Consider the following 16,427-nt stretch of genomic DNA (forward strand, 5'->3'; position numbering starts at 1 on the left):
TTTCGTTGAGGTGGTCGTTCTTACAAACTAGGGATATCTAAATTTCCTGCAAGATATGGCTGAAGTATTGGCAGTGCTAATGCTCGGAAACAATAAGAAATATATTGTTATTTAGTTACTTTTTTTATAGCGTTTGTTAACAATAACAACTCATCATCAGTAATGGTAAACGCTGGCATAGTGTAGAGTAGTTTGCCGTAAGGTCGCAGCCAAACGCCGCCCTCAAGCAGCTGGTTTTGAACTTTTTCTACCTCAATTTCAGCAACCATTTCTACCACGCCGATGGCACCCAAAATTCGCACACTGGCAACTTTGTCATTTTCACTGAGAGGGGATAAATGGGTGTAGAAATGTTTTTCTATGCGGGCAATATTGTCTTGCCATGGTTCGTTTAACAGCAATTCAATGCTGGCATTCGCGACGGCGCAAGCGAGCGGGTTTGCCATAAAAGTTGGTCCGTGCATTAGCGTACCGACTGTTGTCGCGACTTTATCACTGGTGAGCGTGGCAGCGAGCGTCATATAACCGCCTGTGAGTGCCTTACCAAGGCAGAGAATATCGGGCTCAACATCAACATATTCTAAGGCGAACAATTCACCTGTTCTACCAAAACCAGTGGCAATTTCATCTAAGATAAACAACACTTTGTATTGTTCGCACAATGCTTTTGCGTGGCTGAGGTATTGGGGATTGTAGATGCGCATTCCACCTGCGCCCTGCACCACAGGCTCTAAAATCATGGCGGCAATTGTATTAGCGCTTTTACTTAAAGTTTGCTCTAAATCTTCAAGCGCTTCGTCCATTGCTACTATGGATGGACTTTTGACAAAAACTTGCTGTGCTAATGTGTCGCCGAATAAGTGGTGCATGCCATTTTCAGGGTCGCATAGACTCATCGCGCCAAAAGTATCGCCATGATAACCACCATAAATGGTGATAAATTTTTGCTTATCGGTTTTTCCTTGCTTATGCCAATATTGCAATGCCATTTTAAGGGCGACTTCAACGGCTATAGAACCCGAATCAGAAAAAAATACTTTGGTTAAATTATCGGGGGTAATGTTAATTAATGTTTTTGCAAGATCAATTGCAGGTTGATGCGTCAGCCCGCCAAACATCACATGTGACATTTTTTTCAACTGTTCGGTAATCGCTTGATTTAATACAGGATTATTGTATCCGTGAATCACGCTCCACCACGAACTCATACCATCAATTACCTGCTTTCCATTCTTTAAAACCAAGTAAACACCTTGGGCAGATTCAACTAAATGCGTGGGAACCTCATTGGGAATCTTAGCATACGGATGCCAAATATGCGAATTGTCAAATGCATCCATAACGGTAGTTTTATAGGTATTCCTTAAGTTCAACCATAGAATCAATCACCATATCTGGATTGGCATCGCGGATATCAACGCCGTGATTATAACCATAAGACATACAAATAATATCAAATCCAGCTGCACGAGAGGCTTTAACATCACTAATAGAATCGCCTAACATCAGTGAGTCTTCTGGACTAATGTCAAAAAATTCTGCCGAATGCAGCAAAGGCAATGGGTCAGGTTTTTTCTTTGCCAAAGTGTCGCCAGAAACCACGATGCCGAAATAATCAAAAATCCCTAAATCTTTCAAAATAGGCAAAGTAAATTGCGCTGCTTTATTGGTCACACACCCCAAGGTATAGCCTTGTGCTTTCATATAATCCAAGCCCTCTTGTACACCCGGATACAGCGACGAGCGACCTGTAGTATTTTTGGCATATAATGCCAAGAAAATTGGATAAGCCTTGTCATAATCTTCTTGATTAACTGTGCCTTCTAACTCACCTGTTAACGAACGCTCTACTAACTTAGGCACGCCATTGCCTACCCACTGACGCACTTTCGCTTCGCCCCATTTTTTGCGTCCCATTGCCAACATCATTTCATCAACGCAATATGCCAAATCTGGCACACTATCAACCAAAGTGCCATCAACATCAATCATAATAAGTTTTGGGTTAAATTTTTTCATATTGTCCTTTTTTAGGTAGAATAGTCATCTTCTATAAGTTTTAAGATATTTTAATGGAAAAGACAACAACAATCGGTTTTATTGGTGCAGGAAATATGGCGTTTGCTTTGATATCTGGACTGCGTAGTAGTGGATTTCCAGTAAAAAATATCAAAGTCAGCGATAAAGATGCGGTTTTATTATCACAACGAAAGACCGAACTCGGTATTGAGATTTTTACCGACAATATGCAATTAGCCCGACAATCTGATGTCATTGTTTTTGCCGTCAAACCGCAAATATTATCAACAGTTTGTCAAGAATTACAGCCACATATTAACCACCAGCCTTTAATGATTTCTATTGTTGCAGGGGTCAAGTCCACCAGTATTAATCGCTGGCTCGGGGGCGATGCATCAATTGTGCGTGCTATGCCAAATACACCTGCATTATTAGGTGTAGGCGCAACTGGCATGATGACAAATGATGCGGTTAGCAAAGAGCAAAAGGCTTTAACCGAACAAATATTGAGTTCTGTTGGTGCGTGTTTCTGGGTTAAAGATGAGGATATGATTGATGCGGTAACCGCATTATCGGGCAGCGGTCCAGCCTATTTCTTTTTAATGATTGAATCAATGACAAAAGCGGGGGTCGCCCTCGGACTGGATGAAAAAATAGCCGAAAAACTCAGTATTCAAACCGCATTAGGCGCAAGTATGATGGCAAGTCAAAGCAACGATTCCAGCAATGAATTACGCGCCAAAGTAACTTCAAAAAATGGCACAACGCAGGCGGCGATTGAGTCCTTTCAAACGCAGAATTTTGAGTCTGTGGTTTCTCATGCAATGCGTGCTGCTTTTGACCGCGCTAAGAAAATCGGCTTCGAATTAGATGACAATGCGTAATAATTTGAGCGTCAAAATTCAACCGTCAAAAATCTATCTAGGCATTAGTATTGCTGTCTATCTATTGGGTATATTTTCAGCTTGGTATTATTTTTATAGCCTATGGCTCAGTCTTGCCGTTAGTATCGCCTTATGCTTTTGGTTGGTTTATTTTTTACCTAGGTTTTTATGGCTTACCCATCCGAACTCTATCGTAGAAATTTCTCTGAATATGGATAAATTAATGGTGACAAAAAACAATTTTGCCACCCAACAATATTCCACTTTCCACCTTGAATTTCAATCTCGTTTCTTGGTTATTATCCGCATTGGCAAAGAATCTGTGGTTATTTTTAAAGATGCTTTGGCACCTGCTTCCCTTTCAAAAATTAACAAATATTTCAATGCTCACAGCTGAAGACACCCTTAAACTCAATGTATTAATGGCAACCTGTGAGGCGATTCGCGTTGATGTTTATAAAATCGTCGTCGTCGGATTGACCGCAGATAAAAAAGAGCAAATCATCGTCCTCAACCCGCCTGGTGATAGTAGTAAGTATATTCAAGCCGTGCAAAAATTATTAGTCTCGCAAGCATTAGGCAGTATGGGCGGCTATCCATCTTACCTCAAACGCTGGTCAAGAATGGGGCAAGTCAGCTCCGTCAATCTAAAATCCTTGCTCAAAATCGGCAACATTGAAGCCGTTGTTGCTGTAGCAAATGCTCAAAGTTTAAACGATGAAGTGCTGGATTTAGTCTGGTGGTGTGCCACCAACACCGACCAACAAGCGGAAATCGGTCGCTTCCTACTGACCCGTGATTTTGTTGTAAAACACCCTGTTGGTAAACAAATTGCCGATTATTTATTAGAGTTTTTACCTTTTACCGACGACACAACGCAATTAATTGACACTACCAATCTACTTTTGCAAGACGCATTAATTTCTCAAGAAGCAAAAGATAGATTGTGGAAACAAGGGCAAAGAAAAACCGCCTTCTTAGTGGGATTTATTGAGAGAGATACCGACAATTTACCGAATAATGACCACACAATTGCGTTAGATAGCGACATTAAAGAACTTGAATGCATTAATAGCGAACAAAGGCAAATCCTACTCAAAACTATTATTACTATCTTGAAAAAAATCAACCAAGAACATGTCCTATATCGCACTTTAGAAGTCTTGGGTAGTACTTTGGCACATCCAATGATTCAACGCTCAGACGACATCAAACATTGCCAAACCCAAGCACAACAAGTTTTAGGCAGCTTAGGTTTAGATAATGAAAAAATCAAAGCCCGTCTTTTCCTGGCAAGCATCGGCGAACAATTGGTCGTTAGTACCATCTCCGCCCACAGTTTGGCAGGTTCTGCCATTCGCAAAAAACTTGCTAATGTGCTAATGCCTATTCAGGATGCTCTGAAACTACTAACTACCCCATAGCAACTGCATATTAGCAATCGCCACCAATGAAGCGGTTTCAGTTCTAAGAACGCGGGCACCTAATAATAAAGGTTGACAACCCGCCTGTGTGGCTTGATCAATTTCTACCCCGCTCAGCCCACCTTCTGGACCGATTAAGATGGTGGCTTGGTTGACTTTTTCTACTTCTAATAAAATTTTTTCACAACGATGATGAAGGACAAAACCATTGATAATTGGCTGTTGTAAAAAAGCCTCTAATGTCATTGGTGCAACAACTTCTGGAACGACAGAGCGACCTGATTGCTCGCAGGCACTAATGACGATTTTTTGCCAATGTGCGTGGCGTTTTGCTAATTTATCACCTTTAAGACGGACGACGCAACGCTCAGTAAAAATAGGGATGATTTTATTAATACCGAGTTCCACCGCTTTTTGCATTAAGAAATCCATTTTTTCACCCTTGGCAATGCCCTGCACTAAAGTGAGATTGAGTTTTGACTCGGACAAATTTTGAGATTTCTCTAAAATTTTTACAACACATTTCTTTTGCACTTGTGATATTTCAGCTGTGTAATTCGCACCATCGCCATTAAACAAAGTCACTCTCTTCCCTTGTTGAAAGCGTAAAACTTTCACCAAATGATGTGATGCAGGTGCATCCAGTGTCAATTCATCGTTAACATTAATTAAGGTATTTTGGTAGAGCCGTGGGTTTTTCATTAAATTAAGCCATGGCGCCATTAATACCGATGACTTGTCCAGAAATATAACCAGCAGAATCGCTTGCTAAAAACGATATTAGTGCGGCAACTTCTTCTGGTGTGCCTTCTCGCCCAGCAGGAACTACTTTTTTTATGTACTCTTTATCAAACACATCTTGCGTCATACTACCTTTTATAATGCCTGGAGCCACAGCATTAACCGTAATGCCTCTTGACGACATTTCTATCGCTAAAGATTTGGTAGCGCCAATGATTCCTGCTTTTGTTGCCGAATAATTTACTTGTCCACGATTACCTATTACACCTGCAACTGAAGATAAATTAATCACCCTTCCCCAGCGAGTTTTCATCATTGGCAACATTAATTTTTGTGTAACATTAAAAAAGCCGTTTAAATTTACATTAATAACTTTTTGCCACTGGGCATAGCTCATACTCGCAAAAATACCATCATCGTGAATACCGGCATTATTAACCAAAATTTGTATAGCACCCTGCTCTAAAACTTTATCTAACGCCTTCTGTGTGGATTCTATATCGGTAATATCAAAACAAACTAAGGTCGCTTTCCCTCCATTTTCAGTAATAATTTGCACAACTTCAATCGCTTTTTCTTCATTGCGATTACTATGAACCAAAACTTCAACGCCCTTCTTGGCTAAATCAATACATATTGCACTGCCTAAATCCCCACTACCACCTGTTACTAAAGCTCTTTTCATTTTTTATCTCATTAATCGTTAAAAATAGCAACCACTGTTGCCCTTCCAGATATTAAATTCTCACCCTCAGAAGTAATTAAAAAATCATATATCATATTGCCATGGGAGGCTAGTCTTCTTGTAGCTTCAATGACCAAAGGCGAAGTAACACTATTTATTTCAGCATTCTGGTAGAAATCTATACCCCTTAATGCTGCCAAATACCCTTTTTGCATTTTCTCCTTAGACTCTTTTGCAATCAGAGCTCCATGAACTGCCATCGCCTGAGCTCCGTATTCTATCAAAGCAGATGTATGTAATATGCCATTACTAAGCAAGGGATTATCCTGCTTTTGATGTGTTTGCGTTGTACAGAGAATTGAATCTTTATCCCATTTTTCAACAAAATCTATTAAGCACATCGCTCCAGCGTGCGGAATCAATTGACAAATTTCATCACTGCTAAACATTATTAACTTTGACCAATAATTGATTTTTATTTAAATATGGAATGAAAATTTTAGTATCCATCTTGCTAACAAGCGCTTCAACCAAAGGCAACCCAAGTCCGATAGGGTTTCCAACTCTAACTTTTTCCAGGGAGTCATTAAAACATTGGGTTATTCTTTGTTGCTGGTCTGCAATTGAAATATCAATGCTTGCTATTGTGCCAATTTCCTTGTTTGCGCTTAACAGCAAGGAAATGGCAACTGGATATTCAAAATGACGAAAGCCATCTAAATTATCAGGGATAACATTATCATAAGCCACTAATAAAACATCGTTTTCCTCAACTAATACTTGACTTACTGCCTCAATCAATCCAGCAGAAAAGGTGTTGTCTCCCGCAGATAAACTGGTTGAAGGTGTTTTCATGTTAGCAGAAATAGAAAAATACCCTGCAGGGGCATTATGTACAGAATTATGGAATAAAGTTGGGGATACCATTTTAGTTTCAGTTGCCAAAGTCTTACAGATTTTATCTGTTATACCTAAATCCCCTTCTGACGAAGCAAAAACTGCCAATGTAATATCATTGTTATATTCTACCAATTCGATGACTTTTAAGGCAAGTCTAATAACTGTCGTCGTCCTACGAGCCTCATTTGCTGGTAATAAAGATGGAATCATTTTAGACAGTGCCTTTGCTTGCCAGTTTTTATGACCTTTTAAAATCTTTAACGACTCACTAGAGTCTTCCATTCCTGGGATTATCACTGAGACACCGTTAACATAAACTTTTTTATTTAGCATGAGAATATTAAACTACAGTTACTGCCACCGAATCCAAAAGAATTAGACATTATATGGTTTAGTGATTTTTTGACGCTCTTTGTCAATACCTGAACTGGTAGATTTTCATCTACAGTGTCTAAATTTATATTAGCAGGAATAATAGAGTTCTCTAACGCCAAAATGCAAATAATAGCCTCATTAATGCCAGCCGCCCCCAAAGTGTGTCCAGTCATACCTTTGGTTGAACTGCATAAAATTTCTGAGTTAAAAACTGTGGATAGTCCTATAGATTCTGATTGGTCATTTGATGGCGTTGCTGTACCATGTAAATTCACATAGTTGATATCCGTAGCATTAATACCGGCGGCCATTAACGCACTCTCCATTGCCATCTTTCCACCGGCACCTTTGGGATGAGGTGAAGAAATATGATAAGCGTCATTACTTTCTCCGTAGCCCGTTAGGCGAATATGATTATTACCACTAGATTTTTCTAACAACACAAAGCCCGCAGCCTCGCCTATATTAATACCCTGTCTATTCTTATCCCAAGGTCGACAAATACCCTCAGACACTAATTGCAAAGCGTTAAATCCATACAAAGTTGTTAAACACATACTATCAACACCGCCCACAACTGCAGCATCGCAGAAACCTGCTTGTATATGTCGATAGGCTGAGGCAAAAACTTTGGCACTTGACGAGCAAGCAGTAGAAATCACCATACCAACACCTGTCAAACCTAATGAGCGACAAACATATCTTTGGATAGAACTAGTATTGTCGGTATAAAGCATATCTATGTTGAGTAATTTACCTGTCTCCTCATTTCTACCAATATAAGCATTCTCAGTTTCTGCAATACCCGAAGTGCTAGTACCCAGAAAAACACCAATTCGATCTTTGCCATACCTTTCAATAGCCATATCAACTTCATTGCGGAAATCATTAGTATCTAATGCCAATTTAGCTAATCTATTATTTCTACAACTAAATTTTGTTAGAGGGTCTTCTAATTCGACATTGTTAACACTGTTAACCAGCCCCAAAAAGGTATTGAAGTTCATCCCGGGATAATGAACATTACGCAAACCACTGGAACTATTAAACATTGCCTCTAAGGTGGTACCTTTTCCAACGCCCAGTGCGTTAACCAGAGTACTTGCAGTGATTTGAAGAGCGTCTATCGTTTTATTCATATTTATTCACAGCAGATAAAGTAGGTGTACTAACAAATTTAGCAACAATAAAACAACTTAGCACACCCACAACAACAACTTGTCCAATCGAACTTAGCACACTAACCTCTGAAAAAGTCAGTACAGAAAAGGACATTATAGTCGTTATTGCACTAATAGTAATGGCATGCGTGCTATTAGAAGGTTGACCTGCTTTTATGTTTTCATAATTAAAAAACAAGCTGTAATCAAAACCCAAACCCACAACTAGCAATAACGACAATAAATGAAAAATGCCAATACTATTTCCTAACAACACTTGAAAACTAAGGCTAATCAGAACCCCTGAAAACACAGGTAGAACTATCCAAATTCGACTTTTATCTTTGCGAGAAAACCAAAGTACGCTAAAAAAGAGCAACGCCATCATCAGCAACAACCTGTTCCAAGTTTCACTCAAATAATTATCCATAATATTACTAGCTTCTTCACTGACAGAATAATAAGCATCTTTTAAGATAGGATCGCTATCAACTTGTTGACTAAATTTATCCATCTCTTTAATGTCAATAATCCTAATTAAAGAATACCATATGCCTTCTTGAGTAAACAACAATGACCGCATCTTATTACCCATAATAGACTCTTTGAACGCTTGATAATTCAACAAAGGTAGTGTTTTACTGTTGCTAACATCTTCAATGAATTGTTTAAATACACCTTTTTTAAAAGGTAGTTCTAATACAGACAGCGCCACCTTACTTTGTAATGTCTCTTTACTCGGTAAATGACTTTGGCGATATTGTTGCATTTTTTTACTTGGTAGCAATGTATCCACGCCAATAGACCCAGCAATAATCTGCTGATTAATAAGATTTTTTAACTGTTGCCGTATCTCTTTAGTCTTTGCCAAAACACCTTCTAAATCTTTATCGGATACCAAAAAAAGCTGGTCAATTTCCTCAACTCCCAATGCTTGGCGTAAATTTGAATCAATCTGTCTTGATTCAATCGAAGCCGGGTTTAATTGTGAAATACTGGCATTAAATAAATTGTTTTGTTGCCATAAAAATATTGCAGGTAACAAAACAACCAAAAAACTAATTAAAAATTTTAGCCTTAATGACGAAGGTTTTCCGATAGAAACCTCTCGTTTGTTTACCTTTTGATTCCGCATCCACACAGGGATTAAATAAACACTGACTACAAATGCTATGAACAATCCCACAATAGCAAAAACAGCCAATTGATTGAGCCCATCAAATCCAGTTCCCATCAAGGAAACATAAGCAAATATAGAGGTTAATAAGCCAATTTTAAGCGGGTTTGAAATATAATTAACTGCATCAGAAGCTGATTTTTTTGCTGATATATTACTAAATATATGTAATGGGTAATCTAAGCAAACACCAAGTGCGGTAATGCCAAACGCCAACACAATACCGTGTATTTGTCCAAAGATAATTTGGGTCATGGTCATTGCAATAAGAATAGAGGATCCAAGTACAATATTTGCTAATAGCAATAAATAAACAGACCTATAGACAAAGATAAAGATAAGAAACATAACCAAGAGAAGCACAAAGCTAGCCTTTTTAATAGTATCTTGAATGTTTTCACGCACCTGTGTTGCCACAACACTCGGACCCGATAACAATAACTTAGCACTGCCTGGTTTGCTATTGATAAAAGCATCTTTAATAGCCTTTATTGCTATATCTTGCTGTCCAGTCGTAGAATTTTCTTGAATTTGTATCATTAACAACGACTTGTCAGCAACAAACCAAACGCCATGTTTTTCTTTTGCTACTGTTTTAACTTGATTTAAAAACAGATAGTCTAAAAATGCCTTTTGAGGGTCAATCAATAAATAATCAATGAGCTTATTAGGGGCATTAGCAGTAAAAGTAGATAATAATTCTGCAAAATTATTACGCAATTCATCCACTTCAAAACTATTATCGTGTAATAAATACCGGTATTTCAATAACTCTTTATACCTCAAATTATCGTAATCTTGGGAGTTAACAATAAAATCAAATATATTATTTGTTTGCAATTTTGCCTTTAGCGATTGACTGAGTCGAGATAACTCTTTGCTATTAGACTCTAAAATTTGTACCAAAATAAGGTTGGCAGACGCTCCTTTTTGAGACTGCTCAATTAACACTTGCGAATTTTTATCTTGAATATTGCTAGGTAAAAATTGCTCAATATTAGAAACAACTAATAAGTGGTTGTTTAAATACCAAGTAGAAATTACGATAGTCATTAAAAATAAGAAATTTTTATACGCAATACTCATTTTTTACAGATCACTAAAAGTTGTTGTAACATCAGCGCCATTAGACTTAATTAATTTAATAGTGTCTATAATGCCAAGATGCCCTTTTATTAAAATACTTGGAATTTCAGCTAGCACTTCTTCATCTTTTGGCACCAGTTCAATTTCCCATTTATCGGTTTTAGCAAGATATTCAATGGCATAATTACTTGCAATTTTTTCCACATCCCCCAATAAAAGCCACTTAATAACATTAACACTACTAGCAAGAACAGGATAGTTAGCAATTATCACACTTTTTTCTTTACCTTCATTATTTATCAATAAAAGCGTCTCTTCTGTTATATGCGATTCAGATTTTTTAGGTGTATGAATATATTTACTCATCACCCCATCGCTACTGAGCGAGACTATGCCTGTTGATATAATCTCATTGGTAAAGAAAGTTTCACTATGTACTTCAATAAAATTTCGAGACTTGCTTGAATTTTGAACAATGTTGTCAAAAATAGTATTAACCTCAATTTTTGCGTAAGCAATACTCGTCATTAATACTGAAAAAATTAATAAAAACCTGAGAGAAATCACAACTCATCTCCCCAATAATCATAAAAATTAAACCAGTTGTATGGATGCTCTCTAACTATATCCTCAATATACGACACATACACTTGAGCATCTTTTTCAATATTACTTTCTCTTGCAATGCGCCCCTCTTTATAATTACTTTTTAATTCCTTGAAGTGAATCTCATATTTATTACCACCCATATATATTCCAAAAAAAACAATGGTAGGTTTTTTTAATATGTATGAAAGTGTAAATGGATATTTTGGTACGCTTACATCACCACCTAGCAGTGAACATTGGATAGTTTTTCGCCCATTAATACTTCTATCTGCTAATATAGCCACAAATCTAGCGTCATCTAAAGCCTCCTTAACCTCCAATAAAGCATTATTATCATTAACATTAATCACAGCATCTAGCATAACTGGATTAAGGTTGTACAAAATATCTGTAATCATTGAATTATGGGAAATATCCATCATAATTTTTGCTTGACCATATTTTGGGGTTAAATATTGCAAAATATCAAACCCACCGATATGAGAACCAAGTAATATAAAGCCAGAATTATCTTTGGTTAATTTTGATACGATATCTTCATTAACAACCTTAATGTTAAATTGCTCTGTTTGATTAGTAATGAAATAAACTCTATCTAAAATCATGGCAGAAAAACAATAAATGTGTTTCAAGGTTTTAAATAACCCATATTTTGTTAAGGTTACTCTTTTTAGATAATTTTTAGAAGCTCGACGCACTTGCGACGAAGTAAAAAAGAAATACAGCGTAATTGGATACAGCCAAAATCTTGCAAAATTGCGAGAAATATTAACAGCAAACCAACAAATTAAGCGAATAAAAAATGGACTACCTCTTTCTTTGCTTGCCCTCCAATCAAGATTTTTCATTTAATTTTTAAACGCCCTAGCACTGAAACTTCATCATTACAAATACATTCAAAAGAGACCAATGTGGGGGAAATATCTTTCAAAAACACAGTAACTCTTTGATTAGATAAAATAGGTTTTACAAACTTCACTGTGGGCAAAAATATCTCTTCCTTGGCACCCCCTAACTCAAAAAAACCCTGAAGGACATGCTCAATAATTACTGCCCCAGGAACAATAGGGTTGCCAGGAAAGTGCCCTACAAGGGATTTATGTTTACTATTAACAACAAAATTAAAAAAATTCATAACAGCCTCAAATCAAAAAAATTCAACAACCCTTTATACCTCATATTATATTACTTTTCTAAAGGTAAAATATTCATTGTCTTAATCAAGTCATCTAATGGCAATTTTCCCAATTCATTATAAGGGAGTTTATCAACAATTTTCAAGGGTCTTGGCAAGAAAACAGAATCCACTGCTTCTGACAATTTCTGTATTATTTGCTTGTTTGTTAAAGTTTTAGACACAACTAAAGCAGCCAATCTTATGCGACAATTTGAGTCTTCTTTAGGGATAAAAAAGACACCATCACTAACACCGCCAATGCCTTTAAGTTTGCAAGAAAGTCCAGCTAATGACTCTCTTTTCCCGCCAATTTTAATTAAATCATTACTCCTTCCAAGTAAATAAAAAAATCGATTATTAATGACCTTAATTTTATCAGAAAGTTTAATTAAATCGTCATATCCAATCGCATTTAATAAGGCCCCGTTCTCTGTCTCTTGAATATTATAATTCTCTAGTAATTCCCATTGCTTATGCTTGCTCGTTTGCCTTGTTGCGATAGCACCAGACTCACTGCACCCATATATTTCAAATACCTTAGCACCCAATATCTGTTCCGTCTTATAAGCAATCTCATTAGACAATGGGGCGGTTGCTGAAATGATTAAATCAATATTTCTCCAGCCTTCAATCAACCCAGTGCAGGCCTTTAGATGTAATGGCGTTGTAATAACAATCTTTGGCTCCAAAGTTTCTAGCACGGTTTGCTGAATATCCAATGGATAAAATGGATGAGCATCATGCATCGTCACTCCCAAAGTCAAGGGGAAAATAATAGAAGTCTCAAACCCAAACATATGTTGTGGGGGAACAGAAGCAACAACACACTTCCCAGCAATACCCATCGGCCACAACCTTTGGCTAACTCTAATTGAACTTTCATTTAATTGCCCCCAAGTTTTTGGGTTTTCCTTTGGCTTTCCAGTAGTACCTGAAGTAAACAAAACAGCGACAATTTGCTGTGCGTCTATATCAAAATTCTTTGCCATATCTTTTTCATTGTGACAGTCTCCGCTATACAAATGAGCAACATCCTCGTCATTAATAATATCACTATCAGAATATAGCTCTGAGAGCCGACCTATCTCTTTTGTTGCTTTTGAATTTGGAAATAAACTTACTTTCCCAAGGGCAACACAGGCTGAAAAAGTAACTAAAAAATGATATTTATTCTCACAAAGATTAATCATATATTTACCCGATGATAAAGTAGCCCTTGTGAGTTCAATATGAAATAGAAACTCTTCTTTGAAAATTTTACGACCCTGGTAAATAGCAACTGCGTTTTCATTAAAATCATTCAGCAGTTTAAATGTTTTGTTCATAAACTATTTTTCAGTCTGCAACGAGAAAGGCGGATAATAAAAACTTTGAAACTAATTTTATCATCTTTAAATTTAATATTTCTATATAAAAACTCAATCAGCATAATCAATGTCAAAATAGCGTAGTTCCCAAAATTTGAAACCCAACTCCAAGTCTCAATAGAAAACCAGATAAAGACAACTACATTTTGCACAAGCATATACATAAAGCCAACTACCCAAATGACAGTAACCGTCCTCGTGTATTTTTTCTTGTTAGCGTTCAATGGTTTGTTATCAATGCAATCTGCAAATTGTGTAATAACGGGCACATTTCCAGATAGAAGAGATTTGGAAAATATATAAAGTAAGGTTAATAAAACCAATATAGGTGTTGATTGAATTAACGCTTGTCCTTTATTGCACATAACAATAAAAAATGCAGCACTTGTTGCAAATGCAATAATCGAAACCTTCAAAGTATAAGATTTGGTTTTTAAGGAGTAAGTAAGAAAAAATACTGCCATTAATAAATAAATAACGGGTAGCAATGTATTAGAAATTTGAACGCCTATATGGGAGACCACTGGATACAGGATAACCCATATAGGAAATTTCCCCATTAGAAATTAGACTTTATTTAATTTAACATGTTTGGCGAGCGAGCGAATAGAGGAAAAAATTTCCTTATTGTTTGCACCATCTGACTTTAATTGAAAACCGTATTGGGCCGATAATGCCATAGACAATTCTAAAGAGTCAATTGAGTCTAAGCCAAGTCCATCATAAAATAATGGCTCATCAAAATTAATATCAGATGCGTTAATATCCTCAAGATTTAAGGTTTCAACGATTAATTCTGCAATTTCACTTTCTAACTGCTCTGTACTTGACATAACTAGCTCCTAATATTTTGTTTTAAGGTGTGGAAATTCGATTGATAATTATACTGTTATTTGTGAGCATTGCCCAATACTTTCCTACTAAGTAAAAGTTAATAAAAAAAGCTTCAATAATAATTTTCCCCATACAGGGTAATCTGTATTTAAAAGCATCCTCCGCAGAGCAGCTAAGTGCATTTATTTTAAAACCTTTTGCCATCATTATGGCGCGTGCCATGTGGTAACGATTGGTTATCAATAAAACCTGTTGACTCTTGTTGCTGTACAAACCATAGAAATTCTTTAGATTTTCTAATGTATGTTTGGATTCTTGCTCTAAAAATATTCTATTATCCTCAACGCCCAAATCTTTTAAAACCTTCTTTCCTGCCTCTGATTCAGTAATATTTGCATTATTAGTCATCCCTCCTAGAATATAAACATTACTATCAGAATTTTTACCCAACATCCATGAAGCGCGTTTTAATCTACTACGGTATTCAGCATCTGGGATATCGTTGTCCAATTTTTTTCCCAACACCAGTAATACACCTGTATCACTAATACAATAGTCTTTAGATTTTGCAATAACAAGCACATATAAGAATGAAACTACCAAACTAAAACCAACTGTTATCAAAATAACAACCATTGATAAGATTAAGATTAAGATTAAGATTAAGATTAAGATTAAGATTAAATGTTTATCATAATCAATTTTCACACTATCTAAATAACTTTAATATCATTGGCTTAATAGCAGATTTATACAGACCTTGGGGGTACACCCCCCTGAGGATTAAAAACTTTGCTACCATTAAAGTAATCAGGGTTATGTCTCTCACCCCTTGAAAATGACTGGGCCGGGCATCTTCTCTATAAACGGCAGGAATAGGTACAGATTGGCTGATTATCCCCACCTGGGCAGCTTTAATAATAATTTCACTCTCAAAAACGAAACTGTTGTTTTTTGAAGTTGATATTTTTAATTTTTTAAGAAAATTTGCTGGATAAAGCCTAAAACCCGATTGACTATCAGAAATAGGGTAGCCCGCAGCCCATGCAATCCAAAAATTGGCAATTTTATTGGCGTAATATCTTTTTGCAGGTATGGAATCTTTATCGGCCAAACGAGCACCAATAATAATATGATGGTTGTATTTAAGTCTTTTATCAATCAAAAGACCTGTGTCCTCTGGTGCATGCTGGGCGTCTCCATCCAGTGTCACAATAAAATCAACTTCTTTTTTTAAAGCCAACTGAAAACCATCCCATAAACTAGAAGCCTTACCTTGATTCATTTTATGCTCAATTAAATCAATAGGTAAACCCTTTAATTCTAAAATAGTGTTGTCATTAGAGCCGTCATCTACTACAATGACTTTTGAGTGCTCTTTGAACAACATCTCGAATGGTTTTCTCTTCATTATAAGCTGGGATAACGATAGCAAAATTTTCTTGGAACGCCAAATTACCAATACCTTAAACAAAAAAATACATTATAATCCCTTCCGAAAAAATTTTTTAATTATATAAACAGGGGTAAAAGATGGAATTTAATTTATTTGGAAAAATATCAATCGTTATGGTTTCTTTAGCATTACTAGTGGGTTGTGGTTCTAAGCCAGTTAAAAATATTGATAATTCTACAATTTCTGGAGTTAGTTCTATTTCAAGTGTTGAGAATGCAATTATTAGGGCTGGCGCTGGACTTGGTTGGATTATTAAAAAGAAGAACAGCGGACACATGGTAGGAAAGTTAGCCCTTAGAAAGCATGTTGCAATTGTAGATATTACATATACTAAAAACAGCTATTCAATTAAATATAAAGATAGCACTAATCTAAATTATGATGGCACAAATATCCATTCAAATTATAACGGTTGGATTCAAAACTTACAGAATGCTATCAATGTCCAATTGAACTTACAATAAATATCTTATCTATTTAAAACAAACATTAACCCGCTGAGCGTAAATTACACTCAGCGGGTTTTTTATGAA

20 protein-coding genes are annotated in these 16,427 nt (G+C 36.4%); 4 read left to right on the plus strand and 16 right to left on the minus strand.

Going from position 1 to position 16,427, the window contains the following annotated elements:
• Positions 1–107: 107 nt before the first annotated feature.
• Positions 108–1,340: an adenosylmethionine--8-amino-7-oxononanoate transaminase gene (bioA, locus tag BSEPE_RS06765; protein ID WP_066045398.1), complete on the minus strand. Its 1,233-nt coding sequence runs from the start codon at positions 1,338–1,340 to the stop codon at positions 108–110.
• A 10-nt stretch (positions 1,341–1,350) separates the two neighbouring features.
• Positions 1,351–2,019, minus strand: a complete 669-nt coding sequence (locus BSEPE_RS06770; protein WP_066045400.1) for a phosphoglycolate phosphatase — start codon at positions 2,017–2,019, stop codon at positions 1,351–1,353.
• Positions 2,020–2,072: 53 nt separating this feature from the next.
• Here BSEPE_RS06770 and proC point away from each other — a divergent pair, with 53 nt between their 5' ends.
• Genes proC through BSEPE_RS06785 form a run of 3 tightly spaced genes read left to right on the plus strand, consistent with a single transcriptional unit; the run spans position 2,073 to position 4,327 of the window.
• Positions 2,073–2,903 (plus strand): pyrroline-5-carboxylate reductase, encoded by an 831-nt coding sequence (gene proC, locus BSEPE_RS06775; protein WP_066045402.1) that lies wholly within the window; start codon positions 2,073–2,075, stop codon positions 2,901–2,903.
• On the plus strand, positions 2,896–3,300 hold the full coding sequence (locus BSEPE_RS06780) for a hypothetical protein (protein ID WP_066045403.1): 405 nt from the start codon (positions 2,896–2,898) through the stop codon (positions 3,298–3,300). The genes proC and BSEPE_RS06780 overlap by 8 nt, the downstream gene beginning before the upstream one ends.
• Entirely contained in the window at positions 3,287–4,327 is a 1,041-nt protein-coding gene (locus BSEPE_RS06785; RefSeq protein ID WP_066045405.1) for a hypothetical protein, read from the plus strand. The genes BSEPE_RS06780 and BSEPE_RS06785 overlap by 14 nt, the downstream gene beginning before the upstream one ends.
• On the opposite strand, the gene BSEPE_RS06790 is transcribed toward BSEPE_RS06785, so the two are convergent.
• From BSEPE_RS06790 to BSEPE_RS06855, 14 genes are all read right to left on the minus strand, one after another.
• Positions 4,313–5,029 carry a 16S rRNA (uracil(1498)-N(3))-methyltransferase gene (locus BSEPE_RS06790; protein ID WP_066045407.1) on the minus strand — a complete coding sequence of 239 codons (717 nt, stop codon included), beginning with the start codon at positions 5,027–5,029 and terminating at the stop codon, positions 4,313–4,315. The two genes, BSEPE_RS06785 and BSEPE_RS06790, sit on opposite strands and share 15 nt — an antisense overlap.
• Positions 5,030–5,033: 4 nt before the next feature.
• Positions 5,034–5,753 carry a 3-oxoacyl-ACP reductase FabG gene (fabG, locus tag BSEPE_RS06795; protein WP_066045409.1) on the minus strand — a complete coding sequence of 240 codons (720 nt, stop codon included), beginning with the start codon at positions 5,751–5,753 and terminating at the stop codon, positions 5,034–5,036.
• An 11-nt stretch (positions 5,754–5,764) separates the two neighbouring features.
• Positions 5,765–6,202, minus strand: a complete 438-nt coding sequence (locus BSEPE_RS06800) for a hypothetical protein (RefSeq protein ID WP_066045411.1) — start codon at positions 6,200–6,202, stop codon at positions 5,765–5,767.
• The gene (locus BSEPE_RS06805; RefSeq protein WP_066045413.1) at positions 6,195–6,986 is read right to left on the minus strand and encodes a beta-ketoacyl synthase chain length factor; all 792 of its coding nucleotides are present in this window, start codon (positions 6,984–6,986) and stop codon (positions 6,195–6,197) included. Before BSEPE_RS06805 ends, BSEPE_RS06800 begins: the two co-directional genes overlap by 8 nt.
• Positions 6,980–8,167 (minus strand): beta-ketoacyl-ACP synthase, encoded by a 1,188-nt coding sequence (locus BSEPE_RS06810; RefSeq protein WP_231893493.1) that lies wholly within the window; start codon positions 8,165–8,167, stop codon positions 6,980–6,982. The genes BSEPE_RS06805 and BSEPE_RS06810 overlap by 7 nt, the downstream gene beginning before the upstream one ends.
• A complete protein-coding gene (locus tag BSEPE_RS06815; RefSeq protein WP_162262093.1) occupies positions 8,160–10,418 on the minus strand; it encodes an MMPL family transporter in 2,259 nt (752 codons plus the stop codon). The genes BSEPE_RS06810 and BSEPE_RS06815 overlap by 8 nt, the downstream gene beginning before the upstream one ends.
• 36 nt (positions 10,419–10,454) lie before the next feature.
• Positions 10,455–11,018 carry a LolA-related protein gene (locus tag BSEPE_RS06820; RefSeq protein WP_066045417.1) on the minus strand — a complete coding sequence of 188 codons (564 nt, stop codon included), beginning with the start codon at positions 11,016–11,018 and terminating at the stop codon, positions 10,455–10,457.
• Positions 11,015–11,908, minus strand: coding sequence for an LpxL/LpxP family acyltransferase (locus tag BSEPE_RS06825; RefSeq protein WP_066045420.1), 894 nt, complete (start codon positions 11,906–11,908; stop codon positions 11,015–11,017). Before BSEPE_RS06825 ends, BSEPE_RS06820 begins: the two co-directional genes overlap by 4 nt.
• Positions 11,905–12,195 (minus strand): hypothetical protein, encoded by a 291-nt coding sequence (locus tag BSEPE_RS06830; protein ID WP_066045422.1) that lies wholly within the window; start codon positions 12,193–12,195, stop codon positions 11,905–11,907. The genes BSEPE_RS06825 and BSEPE_RS06830 overlap by 4 nt, the downstream gene beginning before the upstream one ends.
• 50 nt (positions 12,196–12,245) lie before the next feature.
• Complete coding sequence (locus BSEPE_RS06835) at positions 12,246–13,562, minus strand: AMP-binding protein (protein WP_066045424.1); 1,317 nt, start codon at positions 13,560–13,562, stop codon at positions 12,246–12,248.
• Positions 13,559–14,068, minus strand: a complete 510-nt coding sequence (locus BSEPE_RS06840; RefSeq protein WP_066045426.1) for a COG4648 family protein — start codon at positions 14,066–14,068, stop codon at positions 13,559–13,561. The genes BSEPE_RS06835 and BSEPE_RS06840 overlap by 4 nt, the downstream gene beginning before the upstream one ends.
• A 102-nt stretch (positions 14,069–14,170) precedes the next feature.
• Positions 14,171–14,437 (minus strand): phosphopantetheine-binding protein, encoded by a 267-nt coding sequence (locus BSEPE_RS06845; RefSeq protein WP_066045428.1) that lies wholly within the window; start codon positions 14,435–14,437, stop codon positions 14,171–14,173.
• A 22-nt stretch (positions 14,438–14,459) separates the two neighbouring features.
• Positions 14,460–15,146, minus strand: a complete 687-nt coding sequence (locus BSEPE_RS06850) for a YdcF family protein (RefSeq protein ID WP_066045431.1) — start codon at positions 15,144–15,146, stop codon at positions 14,460–14,462.
• Between the two features lies 1 nt (position 15,147).
• On the minus strand, positions 15,148–15,849 hold the full coding sequence (locus tag BSEPE_RS06855; RefSeq protein ID WP_157059396.1) for a glycosyltransferase family 2 protein: 702 nt from the start codon (positions 15,847–15,849) through the stop codon (positions 15,148–15,150).
• Between the two features lie 122 nt (positions 15,850–15,971).
• Here BSEPE_RS06855 and BSEPE_RS06860 point away from each other — a divergent pair, with 122 nt between their 5' ends.
• A complete protein-coding gene (locus BSEPE_RS06860; protein ID WP_066045435.1) occupies positions 15,972–16,358 on the plus strand; it encodes a hypothetical protein in 387 nt (128 codons plus the stop codon).
• The last annotated feature ends 69 nt before the right edge of the window (positions 16,359–16,427 follow it).

Source organism: endosymbiont of Bathymodiolus septemdierum str. Myojin knoll (genome assembly GCF_001547755.1).
In the GTDB taxonomy this organism is placed as follows: domain Bacteria; phylum Pseudomonadota; class Gammaproteobacteria; order PS1; family Pseudothioglobaceae; genus Thiodubiliella.